A 17,521-nucleotide genomic window follows, 5' to 3' on the forward strand; every position below is an offset into this window, starting at 1 on the left:
CCCTTCTTCCCGCCCTCTCGGGCATGCGCCGGCCTTGTCCTCTCACGGTCCTCTCACGCCGTCCGCGCCGTGCCGGGGCTGCCTCACACGTTGCGGGGCGGGCGCTCTCCGGACAGGTCGGAGAGGTTGCCGCGCGGCACCACGCACAGGGCCCAGATGATGAAGACCGAGATGGTGATCGTCACGACCGACCACACCGGGTAGTACGGCAGGGAGAGGAAGTTGGCGATGATGACGAGTCCGGCGATGGCCACGCCGGCGACGCGCGCCCATGCCACGGTCCAGAGCAGTCCGATGCTGACGATCATGGCGACCGCGCCCAGAACGAGGTGGATCCAGCCCCAACCGGTCAGGTCGAACTCGAACACGTAGTGGGGTGTCGTGACGAAGATGTCGTCCTTGGCGATGGCCATGATGCCCCGGAGGATGTCGAGCAGGCCGACGAGGAAGAGCATCACGCCCGCGAAGACGGTCAGACCGGTTGCCCATTCCTGCCTCGCCGTGTGTACCGGCTGTGTGTGCGTCGAGGTCATCCTGCGTCTCGTTCCGTGGTGTGCGGGTGCTCGGCGACCGGGCTGCGGGCGGTGGAGTCCGAGCGCTCCGCCGGGCCGTGGCCGGTCAGGACCAGTTCCTTCGCCCTGCAAAACTCCTCGTCCGTGATGGCGCCGTGATCGTGGATCTCGGACAGCTCGGCGAGCTCGTCGACGCTGCTGCTGGGCCTGCCGCCGGCCGCGGTCTCCCTGATGTAGGCGTTGAACTCCTCCTGCTGCGCACGCGTCTGCGCCACCTCCCGGCGGCCCGTGTTCTTGCCGCGGGCGATCACGTAGACGAACACGCCCAGGAAGGGCAGGACGATGCAGAACACCAGCCAGCCGGTCTTCGCCCAGCCGCTCAGACCGTCGTCACGGAAGATGTCGGTGATGATCCGGAAGAGCAGGATGAACCACATGATCCACAGAAAGAACCAGAGCATGGTCCAGAAGGCGCCCAACAGCGGAAAGTCGTACGCCAGGTAGGTCTGCGCGCTCATGTCCGTCCTCCGTCCCGGCCGCTCGCCCGGCAGCGGTTCTGCGCCGTCCTCAGCGTGCCCACGGCAAGCATCGGGCGGCCTCCCCCGGCGCGGGTGAGTGTGCGCACCGAGTGAGGAGCCATCGGCGGACGGGTTCCTGCCCTCGGATCAGGGGCCGGACTCCCCGTGGCCTGGACCCAGGCCACGACGACGGCCAGGGGGAGCGAGCAGCAGGGCCGGCAGAAGGAGGATCGAGGAGCCTGCCGGGCGTACCCGCCGGTGTCGCACCGCCGCGTGACGGCGCAGCCGCTCGTACTCCGCTCGTTCGTCGTCGGTGAAGGCGTGCTGCGGGTTCGCGGCTCCGTCGGAGTCCGGCGGCCCGGGGGCGTGGCCGGGTTCATGGGCGCTCCTCCGCGGCGGTCGCGGTGTCAGGCCGTCGGGGCGGGCGTGTGCGGCCCCGCGGTGTGCGTCCTTCGGAGCGCGGCCCGCCACGCGAAGGCGACCACCACCTCGGCCAGGCCGAGCAGGACGAGCCACAGGCCGAGCAACCGGGTCAGGGCGCGAGCCGATTCGGCCGGCAGAGCGAGGACCACGATCCCCGCGACGATGGCGAGTACGGCCATGCCCAGGACGACGCCACGGTGCGGCAGGTCCTGGGTAGCGAGGGCCGTGTAGAGGGTGAGGACGCCGGAAACGAGCCAGACCACCCCGACGATCAGAGAGAGCGCGGTGATCGTCTGCAGCGGGTTCCGCAGGCACAACACCCCGGTCAGGATGTACAGCACGGCCAGGAGCAGCCCCGGGAGCCGTTCGTGCCCCACCCGCGCGAAGACGGCCACGAACCGGAACGCCCCGACCACCAGCAGGTACAGGCCGATGAGGACGGCCAGGACGTGCAGGGTCGCCTCCGGCCAGACCAGTACAAGGACGCCTGGCACCAGCGTCACGATGGCCGAGCCCAGGAGCCAGGTCCACGAACGGCCGAGCCGCGCGAGTGCGGATGCGGGATCGCCCATCGGATCGAAGGCCATCCCGCCGGGCTGGTATTCCGGTCCGGCAGGCGATGCCGGACCACGCGGCATGGACATGGCTCCTCCTCACATGATCGGTCGGTCGCTTCCGGATGCGCCGACGGGCGGTGTGTGACGGGCGGTGCGTGAGAGGCGGTGTGCGAGGACCTGACCGCTCCAGGGTCACGCCGGTCACCGGGTGCCGGGATCACCCGCCACAGGTGATCCGTCGAGGCCGTCGTGGCCGTGAGGTGGGAGCCCCCGGACGCCGGGCCCACCGGCCGTCCGGCCCACCGGCTCACCGGCTCACCGGCCCACCGGCTCACCGGCTCACCGGCCCACCGGCTCACCGGCTCACCGGCTCACCGGCTCACCGGCTCACCGGTCCGTCCGGCTCACCGGCTCACCGGTCCGTCCGGCCCACCGGCTCACCGGCTCACCGGCTCACCGGTCCGTCCGGTCCGTCCGGTCCGTCCGGCCCACCGGCCGGACGGAACGAAGAGACACGAGATGAGCGCCCCGGGCACAGCCCGCGCGGATCGAACCCCGTCCGGACCGCCCCGGCACGAGCCGACGCCCGAGCGAGCCCACGTCCGCTCGGGCCCACGTCCGCTCGGGCGATTCCCTCGCCCTCGCGGCCTACCTGGGCGGCAGCGACCGTTTCGACCGCGCGCTCGCGGAGTTCGCCCAGTCCTATGCCGACCGGAACGAGCGGGATGGCGAGCGGCGTTTCGAGGCGCCGGGAGTCGCCTGCCGCTCCGGCCGGATCAGGGCGGAACGACACTGCGGCCCCCGCCTGGCCCCCACGCGGGGCACCCGGTCGTCCGGCACCGCGCACCGCCCGGTCCCGTCACTCCGGAAGCTGTCGCATCTCCACGACGCGCAGTCCCAGTGACTGGCAGCGCGCCAGCAGCCCGTACAGGTGTGCCTCGTCCATGACCGGACCGAACAGGACGGTCTGGCCGGACATCACCACGTGGCCCAGCTCCGGGAAGGCTTTGGCCAGCGTTTCCGACAGGTGTCCCTCGACTCGGATCTCACAGCGCACGGGCTGTCCTCCCACGGACTGCCGGGGACGGGCGGACGGCACCCTTCCCCGCGATCGTCCACCTCCTGCTCCCTCTGGGCATCACCCGGTACAGGTGACCCCTCGCCCGGCGGCCGACACCCCGGGCCCGTGCGTTCTCAATGCTTCAGGACGATCTTGAAGGAGATGATCAGCAGGCCGAGCAGCAGATTGACCGACGCGGTGGCGGCCATCAGCCGCCGGGGAGCACCGGCGCGGTGTGCCGCGGCCACGGACCAGCCCACCTGCCCGGCCACGGCGACGGAGAGGGCCAGCCAGAGGGCGCCCCGCACGTCCAGGCCCAGGAGCGGGCTGACGGCCACCGCGGCGGCCGGCGGGAGAGCGGCCTTGACGATCGGCCACTCGTCACGGCACACGTGCAGCACCACCCGGCGGTCCGGAGCCCGCTGCGCCAGCCGCGCCCCGAACAACTGGGCGTGTACGTGCGCGATCCAGAACACCACGCCGGTGAGCAACAGCAGCAGCACCAGCTCGGTGCGGGGGAACGCGCCCAGCGAGCCGGCGCCGAGCACCACGGAGGCCGCGAGCATGGATCCGTAGACGCCGCCCGTGTAATCCGCGTGGACCCGGCGCTCGGCTCGGCGCGCCCGCCGGCCCGTGGCCGGGCCGGTCCTGGTTCTGCTCCTGGTTCTGGACACGCCTGACTCCCTCGGTCTCAGAGCGTTGAGCCGGTCGCCTCGGTCGGGGTACCGGTGGCCGGCTGCCGCGGACGGCTGTCCCGGGTGGTCGGCAGGTGCGGTGTGACCAGGAAACCGGCGAGAGCAGTGCCGCCGGTGACCAGGATCGCCGCCTTCGGACCGTCCCGCTGTGCGGAGGCGTAGGAGTCCGCGACGCCGTCCACCTCGCCGAGTCGGCCCGGTACGCCGGTGGGGCCGGCCGGCGCCCGCTGCTTTGTTCATCGCACCCGAGGCGCGCGCCCCGTGCCTCACCCGCCACGGGGGAAGGACCGTGCCCGGTGGTGCTCTGCCAGGGGAGGGTGCGGGCGTCAGACGCTCTCATCGGCTCATCGACGCGCGTTCACAGCAGCCCGAGGTCGCGTGCACGGCGCATCGCGTCGCCTCACCGGTGTACCGCGTCGCCTCACCGGCGCGCCGGCTCGCCTCCGGCTTCCGGTACACGCTCTCGAGGTGGGTCTTCACCGTGTTCACCGGCACGTCGTGTTCACCGGCGCGTCGTGTTCACCGGCGCGTCGTGTTCACCGGCGCGTGGAGGCCGGCGGCGGTCTCCACCGTCGACATCATCCGGCCAGTGGCTCCAGGACGTCGCGCTCGCATCCGCTCAGCTCCACCGCGAGATGTCGAAGGCCCCGGACCGTGATCGGTCCGGGGGCTCGGGCCTCACCGCTCGATCTGGAACAGGCCGTCGTCGCCGATCTTCGGCAAGTCCCCGTCCCCCCCCAGCCCTCGACCATGCCAGGCCACCCATCAGTTCACGGCTGCCGGGACCGACCGCCCTGGCAGGAAGCGTCTCGAACGCCGGCCTGCCAGAACCGGCAAAGCCGGCTCGGAGTGCCACATGGCAGTGGTTGGAGTGTGCCAGGATCACGTCCACGGACGTGACCTCGTGTTGGCGGAACGGCGCGATGGGCCGGGGCGGGCAGAGTGCCACGGTTGCGGCCGTCACCGCCGTTGGATCCGCGACGTTCCGGCTCGTGATCCCGCTGGTGGGCGGACTGCGCAGAACCGAAGACACGAGCGGGACGGGCAGTGCGGCGGGGCGCCGGCGAGAGGTGCGCTGGGGCTCCTGGTGTACATGCGGAGTTCACCGTATGAACCCGAGCCGGCAACCGGGCCCTTCACGGAGATCGTCAAGGTGTGCCCAGCCCCGTCGAAGCGAGCACCGGTACGGCGGCCGATTACGCTGCCGAGCCGCTGCCAGGAGCCCGCCGTCATGATGGACAAGCCACTCCCGAAACGTGCCGCCCCCGTCTCCACCGACCGCGCCGGCGTGGCGGGCCGGGCCAGGAATCCGTGGTGGGACAACACCCGGTTCCTCTCCGCCACGCTGATCGTGATTCTGCACACCGGCGGCAGCATCATGGCGCGAGAAGAGGTACTGCACTCCTTCCACATCGCCAGCTGGGCCTTCCGGGTGCCTGCCTTCGTCATGTTGGCCGGTGTGTTCAGCAATGCGGGGCCGCTCGGACCCCGTTCCCTGCGCACCCTGCTGCAGAGCATCGTGCTGCCCGCACTCGCGTTCAGCTTGCTCTACTCACTGGAGAAGTACTGGCTGGGCGACGAGTTCATCGTGCATGTCGTCCAACTGCCGTGGACTCTGTGGTTCCTGATGTCCCTCTTCTTCTGGCGGCTGCTACTGCCGTTGGTGGTCCAGCTACGTCACCCGCTGCTCGTCACCACGGGCGTCGCCCTCGCCGTGGGGTACGTCGAGGAGTTCGGGATGGCCTTCTCGGCGAGCCGCACGCTCGTCTACCTTCCGCTGTTCTATCTCGGCTGGCGGATCGGCCAGGGCTACCTGAACACCTGGTTCACCAGCCGCTGGAGCCTGTTCGTGGCGGTCGCCGGGATCCTTGCCTCCTGCGTCGTGGGGTGGCTGTGGCACTGGGACATCAAGGGCAACTGGCTTTCCATGCGCCATCCTTACTCCGTCGCCGATCCGCTGGGCCTGGAATGGGCCTGGGTCATCCGGCTGCTGGTGCTGGCCTCGGCCGCGGCTCTGGTGCTCTGTCTGCTGCGGCTGATGCCCCGGCGGCGGCTGCCGCTGATCACCACGCTGGGCGCCGGCGGGTTCACGATCTACCTCCTGCACCCGCTGGTCATCCTGCCGGTCCGGGAACTGGGCTGGGTATCACGGGTGAACACCTCGGTCGAGATCGTTGGTCTGGTGCTGTGCGCGGTCCTGCTGACGATGGTGCTCGGGTCCCCGCCGGTGCGCCGCCTGGTCCGTCCGCTGACCCGGCCGTCCACCGGCTGGCTGTTCGCCCCCGCCACGCCTGGGCCGCCGCAGCCGGAGCGGGCACCTGCCCCCGTACCACCCGTACCGGAGCCCGCACCATCCGTACCGGAGCCTGTGCGCACCCCGTAGTCCTCCGCGGCAGGCTCCTCGTCACTCCTTGAACGTGGCCCCATGCCGGCGACGACGGCAGAGCTCGCTGCGGGGCCGACCTACGGCGGAGGGGTGTCGACGCCTGGTGGGCGGGTTCGCTGATTCCCCGGTGTTCCCAGCGGCTCCCCGTACGATCCGGCACGCGCCCGGCACGAACTCTTCGCCGAACCACTGGCTGCACGGTCATTGCGGTCCACAGCGCTGACACCGCGGTCGTCGAGGGCCGTTGACGGTCAGCCGCGGGTGTGGCGGTGACCGCAGACGAGTGCGCTGGGGGTGCGGCGGCCCCAGCGGCAGCAGCAGTCGGACTGACGCGCATGCGAACGCGGAGGGGCCGGGAGGACGACCCTCCCGGCCCCTTTGGCGTGCTCAGGGATGTGCTCAGACCAGGGCCGGCCGGTGAGGAAAGCCCTCCTGAGCCGACCCTTTCTCCTGTGCCCCCGGCAGGATTCGAACCTGCGACACCCGCTTGAGGAGTGGGGTCGACTCCTTGCCGGGTGGTGTTCGTTCATGTCGGGTGCTGCTGTCCTTACGGACCAGAGGCGCCCGGCATGATCCTTGATCCGGCTCGGGACGGCTGCTGCTCGGTCATCCGCGCACGCACCGCGCACGCACCGCGCACGCACCGCGCGCGCTCGGGCGGATGCGGTGGGCGGCCCTGACCAAGCCCTACGAGCCCCGTGCTCACACTCCAGCCCGGAAGACATCGTGCCGTCGCCCGTGCCGCGGTCCACAAACGCCCGAGTGCGGTCCCTGTCGCCGGATGGATAGCATCACGGCTCCGGCGTGGCTCCCAGTAGAGGCGACGATCATGGATTCGGCTGCGGTACCTCCGCTCACAGTGGGCATCAGCCTGCGCGAGTTGCTGATGGCACTGGGTGATTCGCTGGTGGAGGTGCAGGCCGCTCCCGCCGGATTGGGCGTCGAGATCCGCGGAGTCGCCCTGCTCGATCCCGAGGACCCGTCGACCACTCAGCCGGGCGAGCTGGTTCTCGTCATCGGTGCCCGTGGCCGAGCCGCTTACCCCGCACTGCGGGCCGCCGGGCGGGACGGAGCCGCCGGCGTCGTGGTCAAACTGGATGGTCCCGGCCAGGCCGCGGACCTCAGTGAGATCGCCGCCGAGGCCGGGGTCGCCCTGCTCTCGTTGCGCAGCGAAGCGCGCTGGGAACAGGTGAACGCGCTGGCCCGCGCCGCCCTCGAGGACGCGCCGCCGGGCCGCCCGGGCGAAGGGGCCGCGGAGGGCGACCTGTTCTCGCTCGCCCAGACCATTGCCATCCTCACCAGCGGCACCGTCAGCATCGAGGACGCGGCCAACCGGGTGCTGGCGTACTCCCGCTCCACCGACTCCGACGAGATCGACGACCTGCGGCGACGCTCCATCCTCGGCTGGCAGGGACCGGAGGCGTATCTGGTGAAGCTGCGCGAGTGGGGCGTGTTCCAGCACCTGCACTCCAGCGACGAGGTGATCAGTATCGACAGCCATCCCGAGCTGGGGATCCGCCGCCGGCTCGCGGTGGCCATCCGGTCCGGGGACCGGCAACTGGGGACCATCTGGGTGCAGGAGGGCTCGACGCCGCTGTCCGAACGCTCGGACCAGGCACTGCTGGGTGCCGCCCGGGTCGCCGCGCTCCACCTGGTGCGCCGTCGCCGGGAGCTCTCGGAGGGGCTGACGTTCACCCGGACCCTGCTGGCCGGACTTCTGGAGGGGACCACCGGGCCACAGCCGCTGGCCACCCACCTGGGATTCGACGCGACCCGCCCGGCCGCTGTCCTGGGCTTCTCGTACGGAACCGCGGAGGCCGTCGCCGCACCGGAACTGACCCATGCCGAAGTCACCAACCTGGTCTCCGTGCACATAGCCGCCCGGCATCGCAGCGCGCTGGTCACGCAGGTCGATCCCCGCATCTACGTGCTCCTGCCCCAGTTGCCACGCAGCATCGACATAGACACGCTGCGCGGCTGGGGCCAGGAGATCACCGACGCCGCACGCCGCCACCTGGGCCTGCCGCTGCGCGGCTCGGTCGGGTGCGTGGTGTCCGGGCTCGGGGACGTTCCGGAGTCACGCCGGGAGACCGACCGCATCCTCGACGCCATGCTGGGGGCCGACGTACCCACCGCGGTCGCCGCGCTGCCGGACATCCAGGCGGAAGTACTGGTCAGTGAAGTGCTGACGCTGCTTTCCGCCCGTCCCGAGATGCGGGATCCACGGCTTACCGCTCTCGTCGCGCACGACAGCCGGCACCAGGGTCGCCTGGCGGAGACCCTCCTGACCTACCTGAATTCCTTCGGAGACGTACGGGCCGCCGCCGCCCAGCTGTATGTGCACCCCAACACACTGCGCTACCGCATTCGCCGGGCCGAGGAGCTGACCGGTCTCGAACTGAGCCGTCCTGACCAGCGTCTGCTTGCCATGCTCCAGCTGCGGCTGCAGCCGCCCACCACCTGATCCCGCTTCCTTCCGCATTGGCCGGCCGTACAGCCATCGAAGGCGGATCTGTCGTACTGCACAAACACATCACCTCATGACCCCCCATACGCTTGCGCAAATCCATCTCCGCACGTGATGCGGACCGCCTCTCACGAGGAGACGGAACGCCTCTCACGGGGAGACGGAGCGCAGTACCGACGTGCGGTGACGACCCCATCACCTGCACGGCGTCCGCGCTCCGCATCGTGAACGCTTTCGAGGATTCTCAGGGCCATGGCCGACCCTCCGCCAGGCCGGCCTGCTCGTCCCCGCTGCCGAGGCGATCGGAGATCGGTGAACCAGTGGCCCGGTGAACACGGCAGCCACTCCCCCCGCATGACTCCCCAACCCCACTTTGGACGGATGTCGACATGACCACACGCGCCCCTGATTCTCTGGGTACTGCCACCGCTCCACCCGCCGGCGGTCAGCCCCCGGAGCAGGCAGGTCTGAAGGCCGGTCTCAAGAACCGCCATCTGTCCATGATCGCCATCGGCGGTGTGATCGGCGCCGGCCTCTTCGTGGGCTCCGCCTCCGGTATCGCCGCCGCCGGGCCCGGCATCCTGCTGTCGTACGCACTGGTCGGAGCCCTGGTCGTCCTCGTGATGCGGATGCTCGGCGAGATGGCCGCGGCCAACCCGAGCTCCGGCTCCTTCTCCGCCTACGCGGACCGGGCGCTGGGCCGCTGGGCCGGGTTCTCGATCGGCTGGCTGTACTGGTTCTTCTGGGTCGTCGTGCTCGCCGTGGAGGCGACCGCGGGTGCCGTGATCCTGGAAGGGTGGGTGCCGGCCGTACCGCAGTGGGCCTGGGCACTGATCGTGATGGTGGTCCTCACCGCCACGAACCTGGTCTCGGTCGGTTCCTTCGGCGAGTTCGAGTTCTGGTTCGCGGGCATCAAGGTCGTCGCCATCGCGGGCTTCATCCTCCTCGGCGGCCTGGCGATCTTCGGTGTGCTGCCCGGCTCCGACAACGCCGCCACGGGCTTCGGCAACCTCACCGCACACGGCGGCTTCCTGCCGGACGGGCCCGGAGCGATCCTCACCGGCATCCTGCTGGTCGTCTTCTCCTTCATGGGCAGCGAGATCGTCACCCTCGCCGCCGCCGAGTCCCCGGACGCGCAGCGGGCGGTCGCGAAGGCCACCAGGAGCGTGATCTGGCGAGTCGGCGTCTTCTACGTCGGTTCGATCCTCATCGTGGTCTCCCTGCTGCCGTGGAACGACCCCACGATCCAGGAGAAGGGGTCGTACGTCGCGGCCCTGAACTCGATCGGCATCCCGCACGCCGGCGAGATCATGAACTTCATCGTGCTGACCGCCGTGCTGTCCTGCCTCAACTCCGGCCTCTACACCGCCTCCCGGATGGCCTTCTCCCTGGGCCAACGCGGCGACGCCCCGCAGTCCTTCGTACGGACGAACGCGCGAGGTGTCCCGCAGGCCGCGATCCTGGCCTCCGTGGCCTTCGGCTTCGTGGCGGTCGCCTTCAACTACCTGTGGCCGGACACGGTGTTCCAGTTCCTGCTGAACTCCTCGGGCGCGGTCGCGCTCTTCGTGTGGCTGGTCATCTGCTTCTCGCAACTGCGGATGCGGGGAATCATCCTGCGCGAGAACCCGGAGAAGCTCGTCGTCCGGATGTGGCTGTTCCCGTATCTGACGTGGGTGACGATCGCGATGATCTCGTTCGTGCTCGTCTACATGCTCACCGACGACAAGGAGGGCGGCGGACGGAGCCAGGTGCTGCTCTCCGTGCTCGTGGCCGCGCTGGTGATCGCGGTCTCGTTGGTCCGGGAGCGGACGCGCCCGAAAAGCGCCGAGGACGCGGTCGCGCCCCGGTAGCCACCGCGGACCGCCCCACGGCGTTCCAGGCTCCCCGCCGTCCTCGGCGGGGAGCCGTCACCGTTCCGGGCGGGGGCCGCGGCCGGCGGGCGGTTTGTCTGCGAGCGCGGTGTGTCCGCGGTGGTGACGGCAGGTGTGCAGCCAGTCGGGAATGTTTCACGTCGTTCGGCTTCTGAGCGGTGGGGGCGGGCATGGGCCCACTCGTCCACCAGGGCGCGGTTGAGGCGTTCGACCTTGCTGCTGGTCTGCGGCCGGTGGGGCCGGGTGCGCTTGTGGGTGATCCCGGCCTTTTGGAGGGCGTCACGCCGGCTCGGGAGCGGTAGCAGGCCCCGTTGTCGGCCGGGACCCGTTCGGCGGTGATCCCGCGGGCGGTGAGGGGATGCCTGGGCCCGGGTCCAGAAGGCGGTGGCGGTCCCCTTCTTCTCGTCGGTGAGGACCTCTCCGTGGGCCAGGCGGAGTGGTCGTCGACGGCGGTGTGCGGGTAGCTGTGGACGGCGGCGTCCGACGTCGGTCGGGGCAGCGGCTCACGCTCCGTCTCGTCCCGCTCCTCTGCTGCGGGCGCGGGCGGCGGAAGCCAAGCTGCCGAGAAGACCGAAAGAGCGGCGGACCCCGGTAATCCCTTTCACCGCCTTCACACCGAGCGGCCGGACCATGCGCCCTCGCGTGCTCTCCGCGCCGGCGGAGGTGGGTCGCACGGCTGGACGGAGGGCAGCGTAACTGGCCGAGTTCCGCAGCCACTGTCGCGTACGTGCGCTTGGGAGGAGTTCCGGCGCCTGGCGATCAGCCCGCTCACGCGAACGGCCCCGGACGAGGAGCCCGAGACCGAACAGAGCGCCTCCCCTGGGGGAGAAACCCCAGGTCAGCGGCATATCAAGTGGTGCCCCCGGAAGGGTTCGAACCTGCGACACCCACTTGAGGAGTTTTCCCTGGGCAGGGCTGCGACCTGCGGAAACGTCGACCTTGAGGTGCCTGGCCCGAGAAAACACCCCTCGGTGGTTCTCGTGCGTTCGCGGGGTTTCCCGGCCTCATGTGGGCTGAATCCGTTCCGGGAGGGGGCTGCCCGTGAAGGCCGCCGGCCTGCCCCGGCCGCTCACCGCGTTCACGGCCGAAGGCTTGTCCGCGCAAGGCTTTCGGCTTGAAGTGCTACCCGATAGCACCGGGTGCTACCGTGGTGGATATGAGCGTTCAGCCCGAAATCACCCAGCGGGATCTGCGCAACCGGTCTCGCGAGATCATGGACGCCATACAGGGCGGCCAGTCGTTCACCGTCACCCGCGACGGACACCCGATCGGTCAGCTCGTCCCGCTGCGGCGACGCCGCCGGTTCGTCTCCCGCCAGGAGTTCGCCGCGATGTCCAGGACCGCCCCCGACATCGACCTCGACACGTTCCGCGCCGACCAGGACGCCACGGCCGACACCTACCTGGACGATCCCTATGCGCGCTGACCGCTCGGTGTACGAGCAGGGCCTCCTCGACACCGACATCATGATTCTGCGCCGGTGGGTGGCCCCCGAGGAACTGCCGGACGAAATGGCGATCACCGCCATCACCCTGGCCGAGTTGTCCGCCGGCCCGCACGAGGTCCGCCGCAACGACGAACAGAGCGGCTACGACGAACACGCCGAACGCGCCCGCAGGCTCGACGTTCTGCAACGCGCCGAGAACGAGTTCGACCCCATCCCCTTCGACGCCGACGCGGCCCGCATCTACGGCCGTATCTGCGCCGCGGTGATCAGCGCGGGCCGCAAGCCGCGCCGCCGGGTGGCCGACCTGATGATCGCCGCCATCGCCGTGGCCGAGGAACTCCCCCTCTTCACCACCAACCCCGACGACTTCAAAGGGTTGGACGACCTCCTCACCGTCGTACCGGTCACCCGCCCGCAGGTGCCCCACGAAGGCTGACGCCAGGGCACCGGTGCGGTGGGAGCGCAAGGGACTCCGTGGTCCGAGCGTGGCACAGGCGCGATCATGCAGGAGGGCCGATCCGGAGGATCAAGCCCCTCGGACCGGCCCTTGGCCGCTGTGCCCCCGGCAGGATTCGAACCTGCGACACCCGCTTGAGGAGTTCTCCTCGATCAATGCTGCGACCTGCGTAAAGGTTGGTCCCGCGCTATCCGGCCCATGAAACCCTTCTCCGTGGTTCTCGGGCGTTCGCGGGGTTTCCCGGCCTCATGCGTGTTGAATCGGTTCTGCCGGGGTGCCCTGTCTGCCGTCACGCGTCGCCCTGTCACAGGAGCCGTGCCGCGGTGATGAGCCGCCACTGGATGAGGCAGGCCATGGGGGAGTGCGGGCGGGGCGCGGCTGTAGGCCGGGCGGCGCGGCAGCACATGGCCGCCGCGCCGCAGGAGCGGTGTTCCCTCGGGGTGTTCTCGGGGTCAGTTCGCGCTGCAGGAGACCGTTGGCCAGGTCCAGTTGCCGTTGTGCTGGATGGTGACGCCCCAGGTGTTGCCGTTGCCGTTGGGCTTGGCGGTCAGCACCTGGGAGCTGGGGTAGGTGGCGCTGACGTTCCAGGTGGAGAGGACCTTCGCGGGGGAAGGGATGTTCATCGTCGCGGTCCAGTTGCTGGAGCCGGTGACCGAGACGTTGAGGTTGTACCGGTCGCTCCACTGCTGGCCCGCGGACAGGGTCGCGCTGCATCCGCCACCGCCGCCGCCACCACCGCCACCGCCGCCGCCGGAGCCGCCGTCGGGTGCCACGGCGCGGCCGGTCTGCGGCGAGATCATTCCGGCGCACAGGCCACGGCCGGCCAGCCCCTGCGCGATCCGCGGAATCGCGGCGAGCGAGTTGGCGGACCAGTCGTGCATGAGGATGGTCTGACCGTTGGTGAGCCGGGCGGCGGCCTGCACGATCGCGTCGGTACTGGCGCCGTTCCAGTCCTGCGAGTCGACGTCCCAGATGACCTCGGTCAGACCGTACCTGGCCGCGACCGACTTCACCGTCGAGTTGGTCTCGCCGTACGGCGGACGGAACAGTTTCGGAGTGCCGCCGCCCGCGTTCGCGATGGCCTGCTGGGTCCGGGAGATTTCCGAGTCGACCTGAGCCTGGCTCTGCTGAGTCAGGTGCGGATGGGTGTAACTGTGGTTGCCGACCCACATGCCGGCATCGACCTGGGCCCGGACCTGCGCCGGGTTGGCCGCGGCGTACTGGCCCTGGTTGAACATCGTGGCCCGCAGCCCGTTCTGCTTGAGCGCGTTGAGCAGGTTCGGCGTACTGCCGGACGGTCCGTCGTCGAAGGTGAGTCCGACATATCCGTTGCAGGCCGCGGCCTGGGCCGGGGCGGCGTTGACGGTGAGGGTGCTCGCGGCGGCCATCGCGACGACGGCCAGCCGCGTGATCAGGGAGCGTATCGAGAGATGCGGTCCGGTTCTCATACGGAGTGGTCCTCCTCCGGCATCGTTGATTCGGGGGTCAGTTCGCGCTGCAGGAGACCGTTGGCCAGGTCCGGTTGCCGTTGTGCTGGATGGTGACGCCCCAGGTGTTGCCGTTGCCGTTGGGCTTGGCGGTCAGCACCTGGGAGCTGGGGTAGGTGGCGCTGACGTTCCAGGTGGAGAGGACCTTCGCGGGGGAAGGGATGTTCATCGTCGCGGTCCAGTTGCTGGAGCCGGTGACCGAGACGTTGAGGTTGTACCGGTCGCTCCACTGCTGGCCCGCGGACAGGGTCGCGCTGCATCCGCCACCGCCGCCGCCACCACCGCCGCCGCCCGAACCGGTGTCTCCCACCGTGATGTTGGAGCTGCCGCTGCTCTGGTATCCCTCGGTCGCCATGATCATGTAGTAGTTGAAGGTGCCCAGGGGCATTCCGGCGCGGGCCCAGGCGTCGAAGTGGTTGCCGGTGGTGATGGTTCCGCCGGTCCGCTTCGACTGCCGGACGCTCCAGTACTGGTCGAAGGTGCGGGTGCCCTCGACGGACGGGGCGTTGTACCGCGTCGTCTTGTAGATGTCGTACGTACCGCCGTCGCTGGTGACGGTGCCCATGAACGTTCCCGTGGGCCGGTAGGTGCCCCAGTTGTCGACGATGTAGTACTCGACGAGCGGGTTCGACGTCCATCCGTAGAGCGTCAGGTAGGCGTTGCCGGACGGATTGAAGGTGCCCGAGTAGGTCACGGCCCTGCGCCCGCCGTTGGCCCAGCCCTTGCCGGCGACGAAGTTCCCGGTGTTGCGCCAGGAGGTGCTGTAGTTGCCACCGGAGCCCAGGGTCATGGAGACCGTGCCGGGTGCGTCGGTCCAGAACGAGTAGTGGTAGCCATTGTCGGTGCCGGTCTGGTTCGTGGTGACGACCGTGTCGGCGTGGGCGGTGCCGGGCAGGGCGACCGAGGCCACAGCGACCAGCACTGTGGTGCAGAAACTGCTGATGAGCAGCCTGAAGCGGCTGAGCGGCCCGAAGCGGCCGTGTCTGCGGCTCGCGTGGTGTGCGGGTACGTCGTTCATGTGCGTGCTTCCTCCTCGTCCTCGTGAGGCCGGTGGGGGATCAGGCAGCGTGACACGATCCTGCGGAGCAGGTGACGGCGACCGTTCGTGCGTCGCGCGACGCGGCCGGACTTGGCCGGTCGCGGAGGTGCTGGGCGACCGGAGGACCGGGGCACGGTGGCGACCCGGCTCGACAGTGAGGGAGCCCTGTCGATGGCGAACAGTTTTGATGTGGGCCCGTCAACTGTCAATAGTTTCGGTAATGATCCCAAAACATTCGCTCACGGAGGGCTCTGCGGGCATGCGTTTAAGCTGGTCTGACTCACGCAGGCCTACCGGTTTGAAATGATCACTCGAGGCCACCAAATTAAAAAACAAGATCTATTCTTCGAATGTTTCGAAGCTCTTTCCGATCTTTGGCGCGAAGTGTGGGTCGGGGTCGGGCGTGAGAGTCATCGGCCCGTCATTGCAGAAGCCGGCTGGGTGTCCACGGTCGTCGGCCCGTTTGCGGCCGAGCCCGGCCCCTCGCCGTGAGCACTCGGGGGCGAACGCGCAGGAGGCGTGGAGCGCTCCCCGGCCGGCGGCTCGGCCGGTGAGCGGAGCCGCCGTGTCCATGACGCCGACGCCCTCTGACGGCAAGACCGGGCATGGCGGCGAAGGGCTCCGGGCGTACGGGTCCGCTCGTCAAGGGCGCCGTGAGGTGACGAGAGGCGTGCCTCGGGCGTGTGCGGGAGTCCCGCTTGTCCCTCCCGTGGGGAGCGCTGTACGTGGTGTGTACAGGCAGCCCGGTCCCTCTGTCGGGTGAGCGGTGAACAGGCGGCCTGGGGATGTGGACCCCAAGGGGACTCTGCATCACGAAGAGGGACCTCCCGTTCGGAAACGGGAGGTCCCTCAACCCCTTTTGCCTGCCGGGCAGTCCGTGCCCCCGGCAGGATTCGAAGCTGCGACACCCGCTTTGGGAGTTTTCCCCGGGCGGGGCCGCACCCTGCGGAGATGTGGACCGCAGGGTGGCCGGCCGGGAAACGACTCCTCCGTGGTTCTCACGTGTTCACGGGGCTTCCCGGCCTCGTGCGTGCTGAATCCGTTCCGCCGAAGGTTCTGGTGACCGCGCCGTGACGCAGGTGCGGTCGCCGCCGCTCAGTGGGGCGACGGGCCGGGCCAGACGGCCGAGGCGTCGTCGCGGTCGGGGGCGGGAAGGCGGATCGGGCGGACGGGGAGCGTGCGGGTCCGTCCTTCGGTGACGGCTGTCCACGTGGCGGAGTGGCCCGAGTAGCACAGGGTGGTCAGGGCGAAAACGCCGTCGGCGTAGACCTCGACGTACTCCCCGATGGCGAGGATCCGCAGGCTCGCGGCGGGCTCGGTCAGGACAGTCTCGCCGAGCCGAGCGCCGTCCGGGCCGGTCATCCACAGGTTCTTGCCGTCGCAGCCGACGGTGAGGGCGGGCTGTCCGCCTTCGTCGGTACGGGTGCGCAGGGTGATCTCGACGGGCCCGGACATATCGAGGTCGCCGACCGCGTGCAGGACGGGCACGTCGGTCTCCTGGCCGAGCCACGCGTCCAGACCGGGCCACCACTCCAGGCGCGGCGCTCCGTCCGCGGGGACGACCAGGCGCTTCGGCTGGGCCAGCATGCCGCGACAGCGGTCACCGGTGTCGGTGAGGCCGATCTGACGGGGCGTGGTGTGCACCACGACGCGGGAGCCGTCGGGGGCGGAGATGATCCGGGGGGCGTAGGAACCGGTCGGACCGAGTGGGCCGCGCCGGGTCCAGGGGCCCCGCAGGGTGGGAGCGGTCCACGACTCGAAGCCGCGGGTCGCGCCGATGGAACCGATCAGGAGCCAACTGCCGTCGTCGAGGCGTTCCAGGACCGGGCACTCCAGTTCGTCGACGTCGCCGGGTGAGATGAGCGGCGGGTGGACGGTCCAGTGCTCCAGGTCGTCGGAGGTGGCCCAGGCCACGCAGCCGCCGGCCTCGACCGGGAGGGAGGCGTCGCTGGCGCAGACGACCATCACCCAGCCGTCCGACTCGTCGTCGCGTACCACGAAGGGGTCGCGCCAGGCCATCTGTTCGCCGGTGCGGTACCAGCGCGAGTCCGCCTCGACGACCGGTGCGGTGCCGTGCCGTTGCCAGCCGGTGCCGTCGGTGCGGTCGGAGTACGCCAGCCCGACCGACTGCAACGGCCAGCCGCCTGCCGTCAGTCCGCTCACGCCCGTGTAGAACATCGCCATTCCGTCGCCGTGCCGGACGGGGTGCATGGTCCACACCGCCTGCTGGTCGAAGCGGCCGGGCAGACCGACCCCGAAGGCGGTGCCCTGCGGCTGCCAGTCGACCAGGTCGGTGGAGGTGGCCCGGCCGTAGGAGGTCTCCATCCGCAGGTGGTCGAACTCGGCTGTCCAGGGCCCCTGCAGGTGCAGCACCGTGTACGTGCCGTCCTCGTCCCGCAGCAGGGCGAAGTCGTTCACGCAGAGGCCGGGCGGGGCGTATCGCATGCGCAGTTCCTGTCGGCTCACAGCGCTCAAACGCGTGCGCTGACCATCGATCAAAACGGACTCTTTTTGGAATCGACCCAAGTAAATATGAACGCAAACGCTTGCGCAACAAGATCGGTGGGTTTACGGTCACGTCACCCCACAGCTCACACCGACG

Annotated in this window: 14 protein-coding genes and 2 pseudogenes; 6 read left to right on the top strand and 10 right to left on the bottom strand. The window is 69.9% G+C overall.

The features are described 5' to 3' along the window. Positions 1-83: 83 nt before the first annotated feature. The 3 genes from ACFP2V_RS06925 to ACFP2V_RS06935 all read right to left on the bottom strand — a co-directional run bounded on the left by ACFP2V_RS06925 (position 84) and on the right by ACFP2V_RS06935 (position 2,097). Positions 84-533 (bottom strand): DUF7144 family membrane protein, encoded by a 450-nt coding sequence (locus tag ACFP2V_RS06925; RefSeq protein ID WP_381206984.1) that lies wholly within the window; start codon positions 531-533, stop codon positions 84-86. After that, positions 530-1,030 carry an SHOCT domain-containing protein gene (locus ACFP2V_RS06930; RefSeq protein WP_381206987.1) on the bottom strand — a complete coding sequence of 167 codons (501 nt, stop codon included), beginning with the start codon at positions 1,028-1,030 and terminating at the stop codon, positions 530-532. Before ACFP2V_RS06930 ends, ACFP2V_RS06925 begins: the two co-directional genes overlap by 4 nt. 407 nt (positions 1,031-1,437) lie before the next feature. After that, positions 1,438-2,097, bottom strand: a complete 660-nt coding sequence (locus ACFP2V_RS06935) for an HdeD family acid-resistance protein (protein ID WP_381206990.1) — start codon at positions 2,095-2,097, stop codon at positions 1,438-1,440. A gap of 517 nt (positions 2,098-2,614) precedes the next feature. Here ACFP2V_RS06935 and ACFP2V_RS06940 point away from each other — a divergent pair. Then, positions 2,615-2,797: pseudogene (locus ACFP2V_RS06940) on the top strand (DUF2252 family protein); the annotation flags it as partial. 72 nt (positions 2,798-2,869) lie between these two features. Here the strand turns inward: ACFP2V_RS06940 and ACFP2V_RS06945 are convergent. The 3 genes from ACFP2V_RS06945 to ACFP2V_RS06955 form a co-directional block, all read right to left on the bottom strand. Then, positions 2,870-3,067, bottom strand: a complete 198-nt coding sequence (locus ACFP2V_RS06945; RefSeq protein WP_381206993.1) for a hypothetical protein — start codon at positions 3,065-3,067, stop codon at positions 2,870-2,872. A gap of 137 nt (positions 3,068-3,204) precedes the next feature. Then, positions 3,205-3,744, bottom strand: coding sequence for a hypothetical protein (locus ACFP2V_RS06950; protein WP_381206995.1), 540 nt, complete (start codon positions 3,742-3,744; stop codon positions 3,205-3,207). 17 nt (positions 3,745-3,761) lie between these two features. Then, positions 3,762-3,947: a hypothetical protein gene (locus ACFP2V_RS06955; protein WP_381206998.1), complete on the bottom strand. Its 186-nt coding sequence runs from the start codon at positions 3,945-3,947 to the stop codon at positions 3,762-3,764. Between the two features lie 1,049 nt (positions 3,948-4,996). Here ACFP2V_RS06955 and ACFP2V_RS06960 point away from each other — a divergent pair. From ACFP2V_RS06960 to ACFP2V_RS06970, 3 genes are all read left to right on the top strand, one after another. After that, positions 4,997-6,148 carry an acyltransferase family protein gene (locus ACFP2V_RS06960; protein WP_381207001.1) on the top strand — a complete coding sequence of 384 codons (1,152 nt, stop codon included), beginning with the start codon at positions 4,997-4,999 and terminating at the stop codon, positions 6,146-6,148. A gap of 832 nt (positions 6,149-6,980) precedes the next feature. Further along, a complete protein-coding gene (locus ACFP2V_RS06965; protein ID WP_381207004.1) occupies positions 6,981-8,615 on the top strand; it encodes a PucR family transcriptional regulator in 1,635 nt (544 codons plus the stop codon). A gap of 392 nt (positions 8,616-9,007) precedes the next feature. Beyond that, positions 9,008-10,468 carry an amino acid permease gene (locus ACFP2V_RS06970; RefSeq protein ID WP_381207007.1) on the top strand — a complete coding sequence of 487 codons (1,461 nt, stop codon included), beginning with the start codon at positions 9,008-9,010 and terminating at the stop codon, positions 10,466-10,468. Between the two features lie 57 nt (positions 10,469-10,525). Here the strand turns inward: ACFP2V_RS06970 and ACFP2V_RS06975 are convergent. After that, a pseudogene (locus tag ACFP2V_RS06975) lies at positions 10,526-10,958 on the bottom strand (DDE-type integrase/transposase/recombinase); the annotation flags it as partial. A 687-nt stretch (positions 10,959-11,645) separates the two neighbouring features. Here ACFP2V_RS06975 and ACFP2V_RS06980 point away from each other — a divergent pair. Together ACFP2V_RS06980 and ACFP2V_RS06985 are read left to right on the top strand one after the other, a co-directional pair. Then, complete coding sequence (locus tag ACFP2V_RS06980) at positions 11,646-11,915, top strand: type II toxin-antitoxin system Phd/YefM family antitoxin (RefSeq protein ID WP_109381335.1); 270 nt, start codon at positions 11,646-11,648, stop codon at positions 11,913-11,915. Then, positions 11,905-12,372, top strand: a complete 468-nt coding sequence (locus ACFP2V_RS06985; protein ID WP_381207011.1) for a type II toxin-antitoxin system VapC family toxin — start codon at positions 11,905-11,907, stop codon at positions 12,370-12,372. The genes ACFP2V_RS06980 and ACFP2V_RS06985 overlap by 11 nt, the downstream gene beginning before the upstream one ends. 473 nt (positions 12,373-12,845) lie before the next feature. Here the strand turns inward: ACFP2V_RS06985 and ACFP2V_RS06990 are convergent, their stop codons facing one another. From ACFP2V_RS06990 to ACFP2V_RS07000, 3 genes are all read right to left on the bottom strand, one after another. Beyond that, a complete protein-coding gene (locus tag ACFP2V_RS06990) occupies positions 12,846-13,841 on the bottom strand; it encodes a polysaccharide deacetylase family protein (protein ID WP_381207014.1) in 996 nt (331 codons plus the stop codon). A 37-nt stretch (positions 13,842-13,878) separates the two neighbouring features. Then, positions 13,879-14,898, bottom strand: coding sequence for a glycoside hydrolase family 11 protein (locus ACFP2V_RS06995; RefSeq protein ID WP_381207017.1), 1,020 nt, complete (start codon positions 14,896-14,898; stop codon positions 13,879-13,881). A 1,116-nt stretch (positions 14,899-16,014) separates the two neighbouring features. Continuing rightward, the gene (locus tag ACFP2V_RS07000) at positions 16,015-17,364 is read right to left on the bottom strand and encodes a glycoside hydrolase family protein (RefSeq protein ID WP_381207020.1); all 1,350 of its coding nucleotides are present in this window, start codon (positions 17,362-17,364) and stop codon (positions 16,015-16,017) included. Positions 17,365-17,521: the final 157 nt, after the last annotated feature.

Origin of the sequence: Streptomyces incanus (assembly GCF_042656345.1) — a bacterium.
Classification (GTDB): Bacteria; Actinomycetota; Actinomycetes; order Streptomycetales; family Streptomycetaceae; genus Streptomyces; species Streptomyces incanus.

What these genes read in the sequence shown, in the direction of transcription:
- ACFP2V_RS06925 (WP_381206984.1), bottom strand. Translation starts at nt 533, where the DNA reads ATGACCTCGACGCACACACAGCCGGTACACACGGCGAGGCAGGAATGG.
- ACFP2V_RS06930 (WP_381206987.1), bottom strand. Translation starts at nt 1,030, where the DNA reads ATGAGCGCGCAGACCTACCTGGCGTACGACTTTCCGCTGTTGGGCGCC.
- ACFP2V_RS06935 (WP_381206990.1), bottom strand. Translation starts at nt 2,097, where the DNA reads ATGTCCATGCCGCGTGGTCCGGCATCGCCTGCCGGACCGGAATACCAG.
- ACFP2V_RS06960 (WP_381207001.1), top strand. Translation starts at nt 4,997, where the DNA reads ATGATGGACAAGCCACTCCCGAAACGTGCCGCCCCCGTCTCCACCGAC.
- ACFP2V_RS06965 (WP_381207004.1), top strand. Translation starts at nt 6,981, where the DNA reads ATGGATTCGGCTGCGGTACCTCCGCTCACAGTGGGCATCAGCCTGCGC.
- ACFP2V_RS06970 (WP_381207007.1), top strand. Translation starts at nt 9,008, where the DNA reads ATGACCACACGCGCCCCTGATTCTCTGGGTACTGCCACCGCTCCACCC.
- ACFP2V_RS06980 (WP_109381335.1), top strand. Translation starts at nt 11,646, where the DNA reads ATGAGCGTTCAGCCCGAAATCACCCAGCGGGATCTGCGCAACCGGTCT.
- ACFP2V_RS06985 (WP_381207011.1), top strand. Translation starts at nt 11,905, where the DNA reads ATGCGCGCTGACCGCTCGGTGTACGAGCAGGGCCTCCTCGACACCGAC.
- ACFP2V_RS06990 (WP_381207014.1), bottom strand. Translation starts at nt 13,841, where the DNA reads ATGAGAACCGGACCGCATCTCTCGATACGCTCCCTGATCACGCGGCTG.
- ACFP2V_RS06995 (WP_381207017.1), bottom strand. Translation starts at nt 14,898, where the DNA reads ATGAACGACGTACCCGCACACCACGCGAGCCGCAGACACGGCCGCTTC.
- ACFP2V_RS07000 (WP_381207020.1), bottom strand. Translation starts at nt 17,364, where the DNA reads ATGCGATACGCCCCGCCCGGCCTCTGCGTGAACGACTTCGCCCTGCTG.